6 protein-coding genes and 1 pseudogene are annotated in these 9,378 nt (G+C 70.3%); 5 read left to right on the top strand and 2 right to left on the bottom strand.

The genetic code is table 11. The annotated features are described in order from the left end of the window. The 5 genes and pseudogenes from LCE31_RS31260 to pknB all read left to right on the top strand — a co-directional run. Nucleotides 1-63, top strand: a pseudogene (locus LCE31_RS31260) (FHA domain-containing protein); the annotation flags it as partial. Nucleotides 64-205: 142 nt separating this feature from the next. Beyond that, nucleotides 206-1,804 (top strand): Stp1/IreP family PP2C-type Ser/Thr phosphatase, encoded by a 1,599-nt coding sequence (locus LCE31_RS31255; protein ID WP_225020347.1) that lies wholly within the window; start codon nucleotides 206-208, stop codon nucleotides 1,802-1,804. 27 nt (nucleotides 1,805-1,831) lie between these two features. Further along, nucleotides 1,832-3,244, top strand: a complete 1,413-nt coding sequence (locus LCE31_RS31250; protein ID WP_225020345.1) for an FtsW/RodA/SpoVE family cell cycle protein — start codon at nucleotides 1,832-1,834, stop codon at nucleotides 3,242-3,244. After that, nucleotides 3,241-4,713, top strand: a complete 1,473-nt coding sequence (locus tag LCE31_RS31245; protein ID WP_225020343.1) for a peptidoglycan D,D-transpeptidase FtsI family protein — start codon at nucleotides 3,241-3,243, stop codon at nucleotides 4,711-4,713. The genes LCE31_RS31250 and LCE31_RS31245 overlap by 4 nt, the downstream gene beginning before the upstream one ends. A gap of 201 nt (nucleotides 4,714-4,914) precedes the next feature. Beyond that, entirely contained in the window at nucleotides 4,915-6,915 is a 2,001-nt protein-coding gene (pknB, locus tag LCE31_RS31240) for a Stk1 family PASTA domain-containing Ser/Thr kinase (protein ID WP_225020341.1), read from the top strand. A 165-nt stretch (nucleotides 6,916-7,080) separates the two neighbouring features. On the opposite strand, the gene LCE31_RS31235 is transcribed toward pknB, so the two are convergent. Both LCE31_RS31235 and LCE31_RS31230 read right to left on the bottom strand, forming a co-directional pair. Further along, nucleotides 7,081-7,845 carry a class E sortase gene (locus LCE31_RS31235; protein ID WP_225020338.1) on the bottom strand — a complete coding sequence of 255 codons (765 nt, stop codon included), beginning with the start codon at nucleotides 7,843-7,845 and terminating at the stop codon, nucleotides 7,081-7,083. 109 nt (nucleotides 7,846-7,954) lie between these two features. Then, nucleotides 7,955-9,280, bottom strand: a complete 1,326-nt coding sequence (locus LCE31_RS31230) for a class E sortase (protein ID WP_225020349.1) — start codon at nucleotides 9,278-9,280, stop codon at nucleotides 7,955-7,957. Between the last annotated feature and the right edge of the window lie 98 nt (nucleotides 9,281-9,378).

The following is a 9,378-nucleotide window of genomic DNA, read 5'->3' as shown; positions in this document are numbered from 1 at the left end:
ACCCCGATCCCCCTGGGTGCCCCGATCCGCATCGGCAAGACCGTCATCGAGCTGCGGAAGTAGTCACGACAATGATCGAGCGGAGCGAGCGAGCCGCCACGGTCCGAGCAGCGGACCGGCACGCGCTCCCGACCGGAGGGTGGGCAGTGTGGCTCCAGACCGGCTGGCCCCGGATTCAGCGGGCGGCCCGACCGGAGGCGCGCGCATGACACTCACGCTGCGCTTCGCCGCCGGATCGCACAAGGGCATGATCCGCGAGGGCAACGAGGACTCCGGCTACGCGGGTCCCCGGCTGCTCGCCATCGCCGACGGCATGGGCGGCCAGGCGGCGGGCGAGGTCGCGTCCTCCGAGGTCATCTCCACGCTCGTGCAACTGGACGACGACGTGCCGGGCTCCGACGTCCTGACTTCGCTCGGCGCCGCCGTCGAGCGCGCCAACGAGCAGCTGCGCGTCATGGTCGAGGAGGACCCCCAGCTCGAAGGCATGGGCACGACGCTGACGGCGCTGCTGTGGACGGGCCGCAGGCTCGGCCTCGTACACGTCGGGGACTCCCGCGCGTACCTGCTGCGCGACGGCGTCCTCACCCAGATCACCCAGGACCACACCTGGGTGCAGCGGCTCGTCGACGAGGGCCGGATCACCGAGGAAGAGGCCACCACGCACCCGCAGCGGTCGCTGCTGATGCGCGCGCTCGGCAGCGGCGACCATGTGGAGCCGGACCTGTCGATCCGCGAAGTGCGTGCCGGAGACCGGTACTTGATCTGCTCCGACGGCCTCTCCGCCGTCGTCTCGCACCAGACGATCGAAGAGGCGCTCGCCGACTACCAGGGCCCTCAGGAGACCGTCCAGCGGCTGATCGAGCTGGCCCTGCGCGGCGGCGGCCCCGACAACATCACCTGCATCGTCGCGGACGTCCTGGACCAGGACATGGGCGACACCCTCACGAGCCGGCTCAGCGACACCCCCGTCATCGTGGGCGCCGTCGCGGAGAACCAGCAGCTCGGCCACGACCCCCATGTGATGCAGACCCCCGCGGGCCGCGCGGCGGGCCTCGGCAGGCCCGTACCGCAGCAGTCGGCCGGCGGCGGCTTCGGTCCGCCCGGCAGCGGCGAGGCCGGGCTCGCCGGCATGCCGCCCGAGGGCGGCTTCGGCGCGTACGGGGACGACTACGGTCAGGGCGGCGGGAAGCCGCGCGGGAAACGCACCTGGCTGAAGGCGTCGCTGTACACGGCGCTGGTGGTCATCGTCGTCGCGGGCGGCCTCTACGGCGGCTACCGCTGGACGCAGACCCAGTACTACGTGGGCGCGAGCGAGCAGCACGTGGCGCTCTACCAGGGCATCAGCCAGGACCTGGCATGGGTCAAGCTGTCGAAGGTGCACGCCGACCACCCCGAGATCGAACTCAAGTACCTTCCCGACTACCAGCGCAAGCAGGTCGAGGGCACCATCACGGAAGGCAGCCTCGGCACCGCGCAGGGCAAGATCAAGGAGTTGGGTACACAGGCCTCCGCATGCAAGAAGAACGAGGAGCGCAAGCAGGCCGAGCGCAGCTCGGAAGAGCAGACGAGCAAGCCGCCGGCGACCGGGAAGTCCGGTAAGCCGACGAACACCGCGTCACCGGGCACGGCCTCGCCGACCGCCGCGGAAGGCTCCGCCGGCACCACCGCGGGAGGCTCCGCCGGCACCGCCGTCGAGCAGACCGCCTTGCACTCCACCGTCCGCCAGCCGCACACTCCTCCGTCTCCGGGCCCCACCCTCTCGGAGGAGGAGCAGAAGCTGGTCTCGAACTGCGAACAGCAGTAACGGGCCACAGGGGGCCTCTTCACCACCATGAGCATCTCCAACACCACCACCATCGGCGCGATCGACGCGCCCAGCAGGCGCAACACCGAGCTCCTCCTGCTCGTCTTCGCCGTCGTCGTCGCCGTGTTCGCGTACCTCAACGTCGGGCTCGCGCTCGACGGCAAGGTCCCGTCGGGAGTGCTCGGTTACGCGCTCGGCCTCGCGGCGCTCGCGGGCGTCGCCCACCTCGTGGTGCGGAAGTTCGCGAGATACGCCGACCCGCTGCTGCTGCCGCTCGCCACGCTGCTCAACGGCATCGGGCTCGTCTTCATCTGGCGCCTCGACCAGTCGCCACGGCTGATCAGCCTGGCCAAGCTCGCGTACGGGTCGTTCACGCCGTCGGCGCCCAAGCAGATGCTGTACTCGGCGATCGGCGTCGCCCTGTTCGTCGCGGTCCTGCTCTTCCTCAAGGACCATCGCGTCCTCCAGCGGTACACGTACGTGTCCATGGTCGTGGCGCTGGTCCTGCTGATCGCGCCGGTCTTCTTCCCGGCCCAGTTCGGCGCGCGCATCTGGATTCGCATCCCGGGCTTCGGCTCGCTCCAGCCCGGCGAGTTCGCGAAGATCATCATCGCGGTCTTCTTCGCCGGCTACCTGATGGTCAAGCGGGACGCCCTGGCCCTCGCCAGCCGCCGTGTCCTCGGCCTGTACCTGCCGCGCGGGCGCGACCTCGGCCCGATCCTGGTGATCTGGGCGCTGTCCATCCTGATCCTGGTCTTCGAGACCGACCTCGGTACCTCGCTGCTGTTCTTCGGCCTCTTCATCGTCATGCTGTACGTGGCGACGGAACGCACCAGCTGGATCGTCTTCGGCCTGCTGATGTCGGCCGCGGGCGCGGTCGGAGTCGCCACCTTCGAGCCCCACGTCAAGGCCCGTGTGACCGCCTGGATGGACCCGTTCGCCTGCTACAAGACGAACGGCGCCTGCCAGCAGATCGGCGACGCCCTGATGTCGTTCGGCTCGGGCGGCACCCTCGGCACCGGGCTCGGCCAGGGCAATTCGGACCTGATCGGCTTCGCCGCCAACGCGGACTTCATCCTCTCCACCGTCGGCGAGGAGCTCGGCCTCGCCGGCACGATGGCGATCCTGCTCGTGTACGGGCTGATCGTGGAGCGCGGCATCAGGACCGCCCTCGCGGCCCGCGACCCCTTCGGCAAGCTCCTCGCGATCGGCCTCAGCAGCGGCTTCGCGATCCAGGTCTTCGTGGTGGCCGGCGGCGTGATGGGTCTCATCCCGCTCACCGGCATGACGCTTCCGTTCATGGCATACGGTGGTTCGTCGGTCCTCGCGAACTGGGCCCTCATCGGCATCCTGATCAGGATCAGCGACACCGCACGCCGTCCGGCTCCGGCCCCAGCACCCTCAACCGACGCCGAAATGACCCAGGTGGTCCGCCCGTGAACAAGCCACTGCGCCGCATCGCGATCTTCTGCGGCCTCCTCGTCCTCGCCCTGCTCGTCCGCGAGAACTGGCTCGGCTATGTCCAGGCGGACGCGCTCAACACCAACGACCACAACAAGCGGCCGACCATCGAGCGCTACAGCCACCCGCCGGGCAACATCATCGTCGACGGCAAGCCGATCACCGGGGCGGCCAAGACCGACAGCAACTACTACAAGTACAAGCAGACCTGGACCGACGGCCCGATGTGGGCGCCGGTCACCGGATACGGCTCGCAGACCTACGGCTCCACCCAGCTGGAGAGCATCGACGACGGCATCCTGAGCGGCACCGACTCGCGGCTGTTCTTCGACCGCACGGTGTCCATGTTCACCGGCAAGGACCAGAAGGGCGGCGACGTCGTCACCACCCTGAACGCGGACGCGCAGAAGGCCGCGTACAACGGTCTCAAGGGCAAGAAGGGCGCGGCCGTCGCGATCGACCCGTCGACCGGCAAGATCCTCGCCCTCGCCTCCACGCCGAGCTACGACCCGTCCAGCTTCGCGGGCGGCAGCTCCAGCGACCAGAAGGCGTGGCTCGCCGTACAGCCGACGACCAACAAGGACCAGCCCACGCTGAACCGGGCGCTGCGCCAGACGTATCCGCCGGGCTCCACGTTCAAGCTGGTCACCGCGGCCGCCGCGCTCCAGAACGGGATCATCAGCGACCCCGACGCGAAGACCGACTCGCCGCTGCCGTACATCATGCCGGGCACCACAAGGCCGCTGAACAACGAGGGCAACCTGCCCTGCAAGAACGCCACCCCGCGGGTCGCCCTCGCGGTCTCCTGCAACAGCGTCTTCGGCCACATGGGCGTCCAGGTCGGCAAGGACAAGATGCTGGACGAGGCGAAGAAGTTCGGCTTCAACGAGCAGCAGTTCATCCCGGTACGTACCGACGCCTCCGAGTTCCCGACCGACATCAACCAGTCGCAGACCGCGCTGTCCTCCATCGGCCAGTTCGACACCCGCGCCACGCCGCTCCAGATGGCCATGGTCGCCTCCGCGATCGCCAACGACGGCAAGCTGATGAAGCCGTACATGGTGGACGAGCTGCGCGCGCCCAATCTGGACGTGATCGACAAGACGCAGCCCCAGGAGATGAGCCAGCCGCTCAGCGCGGGGAACGCGCAGAAGCTCCAGTCGATGATGGAGTCCGTCGTCAACGACCCGGAGGGCACCGGCGCGAACGCGAAGATAAGCGGGGCGACGGTGGGCGGCAAGACGGGTACGGCCCAGCACGGCGAGAACAACAGCGGCCTGCCGTACGCCTGGTTCGTCTCCTACGCGAAGGTCGGCAACAGCTCGCCCGTGGCGGTGGCCGTGGTCGTCGAGGACGGCGCCGCCAGCAGCGACGACATCTCCGGCGGCGGCCTCGCGGCGCCGATCGCGAAGGACATGATGAAGGCCGTGATCAACAGTGACAAGTGAGCCGCGCGGAGCGGCCCACGCGGCGCGCTCGCAGCCGTGCGCCCGGATACCCGGGGGCGTGACCCCCTCCGTACCGGTCGTGTATCAGCTCGTCCGCCCCGGCGAACCGGGCGCGACGGGCCCGGTAGCCTTTGCGCGGACAGCACACCGCCGGACCACACACAGGTGCGGTCGGTACTGACGGAGAGGGCCGGAACAGACATGGATGAGCCGCGTCGCCTCGGCGGCCGGTACGAGCTGGGCTCGGTGCTCGGCCGTGGTGGCATGGCGGAGGTCTACCTCGCGCATGACACCAGGCTCGGCCGGACCGTCGCCGTGAAGACGCTTCGCGCGGATCTCGCACGCGACCCGTCCTTCCAGGCCCGGTTCCGCCGGGAGGCCCAGTCCGCCGCCTCGCTCAACCACCCGGCGATCGTCGCGGTCTACGACACCGGCGAGGACTACGTCGACGGTGTCTCCATCCCGTACATCGTCATGGAGTACGTCGACGGCTCCACCCTGCGTGAGCTGCTGCACTCGGGCCGCAAGCTGCTGCCGGAGCGCACGCTGGAGATGACGATCGGCATCCTCCAGGCCCTGGAGTACTCGCACCGCAGCCAGATCGTCCACCGCGACATCAAGCCGGCGAACGTCATGCTGACGCGCACCGGCCAGGTCAAGGTCATGGACTTCGGCATCGCGCGCGCCATGGGCGACGCGGGCATGACGATGACGCAGACCGCGGCCGTGATCGGCACCGCGCAGTACCTCTCCCCCGAGCAGGCCAAGGGCGAGACCGTCGACGCCCGCTCCGACCTGTACTCCACCGGCTGCCTGCTGTACGAGCTGCTCACGGTGCGCCCGCCGTTCGTGGGCGACTCCCCGGTGGCGGTCGCGTACCAGCACGTACGGGAGGAACCGCAGCCGCCCAGCGTCTTCGACCCGGAGATCACGCCCGACATGGACGCGATCGTCCTGAAGGCGCTGATGAAGGACCCCGACTACCGCTACCAGTCCGCCGACGAGATGCGCGCGGACATCGAGGCGTGCCTCGACGGCCAGCCCGTCGCCGCGACGGCCGCGCTCGGCGCGGTCGGCTACGGCGGCGGCTACGGCCCGCAGGACCAGCCCACGACGGCCATGCGCGCGCAGGACCCGGGCGGGCAGACGTCGATGCTCCCGCCGATGAACCCCGACGACGGCGGCTACGGCGGCTACGACGACCGCTCGGGCGGCGGGCGGCGGCGCCAGCAGAAGAAGTCCAACACCGGCACGATCCTGATCGTGATCGCGGTGATCTGCGTGCTGGTCGGCGCGATCCTCATCGGCAAGACCCTCTTCACCGGCAACAGCTCGGGCTCCGATTCGATCACCGTGCCCACGCTCGTCGGCGAGACGCTGTCCGAGGCGAAGACGTCCGCGACCAACGCGGGCGTCAAGATCTCCCAGTCGGGCACCGGCCACTGCCCCCAGCCCAAGGGCTCCATCTGCAGCCAGTCCCCGGCGAGCGGCAAGATGAACACGGGCGACACGATCAGCGTCGTCGTCTCGTCGGGCGCCGCGAAGATCGACGTGCCGGACGAGAAGGGCTCGGACCAGGACACCGCGACGCAGGACCTCCAGAGCAAGGGCTTCAAGGTCGACGTCAAGATGGTCGAGTCCCAGGAGGACGAGGGCACCGTCATCGACCAGAACCCGGCGGGCGGCTCGCAGGCCCAGAAGGGCGCCACGATCACCCTGAAGGTCGCGAAGACGGCCCAGGTCGTCGTCCCGCCCGTGACCGGCCAGCAGCTCCAGCAGGCCCAGCAGCAGCTGGAGGCGAAGGGCTTCGTGGTCGACGTCCAGCAGGTCGACAACGACCAGCCCGCGAACACGGTCATCTCGCAGAGCCCCCAGGCCAACGTGAAGGCCGCCGCGAACAGCCATGTGAAGCTCCAGGTCTCGAAGGGCCCGCAGCAGCAGGTCGCGGTCCCGACCGTCACACCCGGTACGAAGCTGAGCGACGCGATGAACGCCATCAAGGGCGCGGGCCTCAACCCGGTGGTCGCGGACGGCTCGCCGAACGACCCGGACAACTCGTACGTCGCGTCCATCGACCCCGGGGCGGGCACCCAGGTCGCGCAGGGCAGCAACGTCACCATCACCACGGTCGGCCCGCCGTCGGGCGGCGGCAACAACGACCAGAACAGCAACCTGGGCGGCTTCTTCGGCGGCCATCACTGAGCCGCCGCCGCACCGCCCGCGGCGCACCCGGTCGCATGGGAGACCCGAACAACCCGAACAGCAGCAGGACAACCCGGACAGCAGACGGAAAGCCGCCGGACAGCAGCAGGAAAGCGGCCGGAAGGCCGCCGAACGCGGCCCCTCTCCGGGGCGTCCGGGGCGGGTTCAGCGCAGCTCGGGCGGCGGGGTGCGGTGGCTGTCGACCTTCTGGGTGCGCACCAGCTGGGACCAGACGATGTAGCGGTAGTCCGAGGTGTAGACCGGCGTGCAGGTCGTCAGCGTCAGATAGCGGCCCGGCTTCGTCCTGCCGGACTCCTTCGGGATCTGCTGGATCGAGTTGACGTCGTACTTCGACGTCTGCGGAAGGATCTTGTAGACCTTGTACACGTACCAGGTGTCCCGGGTCTCGACGACGACCGGGTCGCCGACCTTGACCTTGTCGATGTTGTGGAACTTCGCGCCGTGGCCGTCGCGGTGCGCCGCGAGCGTGACATTGCCCGTCTTGTCCCACGGCAGGGCCGACTTGACGGGGGACGTGTAGTAGCCGGCCACGCCCTGGTTGAGGACGCTGACCGCGGTGCCCTTCTTGATGAGCAGCTCGCCGTTCTTCATCGACGGCACGTGCAGGAAGCCGATGCCGCTCTTCGTGTCCAGCGGCGGCGCCTTGCCGTCGTCCCCGGCCGGCGGGGTCTGCGCCCAGTGCCTGCGCACCTGCTGGGCCTGCCGGTGGGCCTCTTTGTCGGCGGTCACGTTCGTCCACCACAGCGAGTAGACGACGAAGAGGCCGAGCAACAGCCCCACGGTGATCATCAGTTCCCCGACGGCGGAGAACACGGAGGCGACCGGGCCGCGCCTCGCCTTCTCGGCGGGCGGCTGCTTCTCGGGGAGCGGCTGCGGCGCCTCAGCGTCGCGCCCGGTCGTGGATGCCACCCCAGTTCGCCCCGTTCCAGTTGTCGGTGTCTCGGTCTCGCCTCGCGTCCGCGTGCCGCGGCCCGTCAGTGGTGCTTCGGTGGTGCCTCAGTAGTGCTTCAGTGGTGCCTCAGTGGTGCTGGAGGGCCGCCGGAAGCCCCTGGTTGCGCGGCTGTTCACTGACCATCTTGCCCCAGACGATGAGCCGGTAGGTGCTCGTGAACTCCGGTGTGCACGTGGTGAGCGTGATGTACCGGCCCGGCTTGGTGAACCCGGACCCCTGCGGGATCGGCGAGATCACGCCGACGTTGGCGGCGGTGGTCTGCGGCAGTGTCCGCGTCATCTCGTACGTGTAGTACTCGTCCTGTGTCTCGACGACGACCTTGTCCCCCGGCACCAGCCGGTTGATGTAGCGGAAGGGTTCGCCATGGGTGTTGCGGTGACCCGCGAGCGCGAAGTTGCCCGTCTTGTCCTCGGGCATGGCCGTCTTGAGGGCGCCCTCGGAGTAGTGGCCGACCTCGCCGTGGTCGAGGACCTTCTCCGTGCTGACGCCCTGCGCGATCGGAGCCACCACGTCCAGCTTCGGGATGTGGATGATCGCGAACCCCTGCCCCGGCTCGAACGCCCCCGCGGCCGGCCCCTTCTGGCTCTTCCAGGCGTTCTGCATCTTGCTGGCCTCGTTGCTCCGGTAGTTGTCCGCCCGGACGTTGGTCCACCACAGCGAGTACGTGACGAACAGCAGCATCAGCACGCCGAACGTGATGAACAGCTCGCCCACGGCCCGGCTGACCACGACCCCCGGGCTGTCCTTGAGGGCGCGCGCGGCCTGCCGCGCCTCGATGCGCGTGAGGGGGCGGCCCGGCGGGCGCGGGGCCGCCTCGGCGGCGGCCTGGGGCCGCTTGCGTCCGCGCGCGCCCGCCTTGGCGGCCTTGCGGCGCTCGGCGCGGCCCCCGGCGGGCTCGTCGGCACCGACGGCACGGCGCACGTCGGCGGTCCGCAGCGCGACGGTCTCCTGATCGGGCTGAACGGCCTCCTGATCGAGCGGAGACGGCACGGGCACCGGGTTCTGGTGGCTCTGCGCGCTCTGCGGTGGCCGGGGCGGCCTCGGGGCCGCGGGCGCGCCCGTGCTGCCCAGCGGCGGCGATATGAGCGTCTGCTCGGCATCGGAGAACGGCGGAAGCGGCGCGGCCCCCGTCGCGGGGCGCGGCGGAGTCTTCGGCGGGTGGGCGGTCGCCCGGGCATCCGGCATGGGAGCGGACGCCGGGGGTCCGGCGGGCTGTGCCGCGGGCGGCGTCTCCTGCGGGTACGTGGCCGCGTCCGCGGCGGGCGGGCGCCCGGGGGGCGGCACCGGCGCGGGCGCCACGCCCTCCGGGTACGCGAGCGCACCGGTCCCCGCCGCGGGAGCCGCGGGCCCGGTGGCCGCGGGCCTGGACCGTACGGCGGGCCGGGCCGGCACGGGCGGCTGCGTGATGCCGCCCGGCGGGACCGGCTCCGTCCCGGGTACGGGCGCCGCGGACTGCCGCGCGTGCTTGCCCGCGGGGCGCTCGGGCCGCG

The organism is Streptomyces sp. 8L, from assembly GCF_020176795.1.
Classification (GTDB): Bacteria; Actinomycetota; Actinomycetes; order Streptomycetales; family Streptomycetaceae; genus Streptomyces.
Note: the sequence above shows the minus strand (reverse complement) of the source record. Positions and strands in the feature narration are given on the sequence as shown.

What these genes read in the sequence shown, in the direction of transcription:
- pknB (WP_225020341.1), top strand. Translation starts at nt 4,915, where the DNA reads ATGGATGAGCCGCGTCGCCTCGGCGGCCGGTACGAGCTGGGCTCGGTG.
- LCE31_RS31250 (WP_225020345.1), top strand. Translation starts at nt 1,832, where the DNA reads ATGAGCATCTCCAACACCACCACCATCGGCGCGATCGACGCGCCCAGC.
- LCE31_RS31255 (WP_225020347.1), top strand. Translation starts at nt 206, where the DNA reads ATGACACTCACGCTGCGCTTCGCCGCCGGATCGCACAAGGGCATGATC.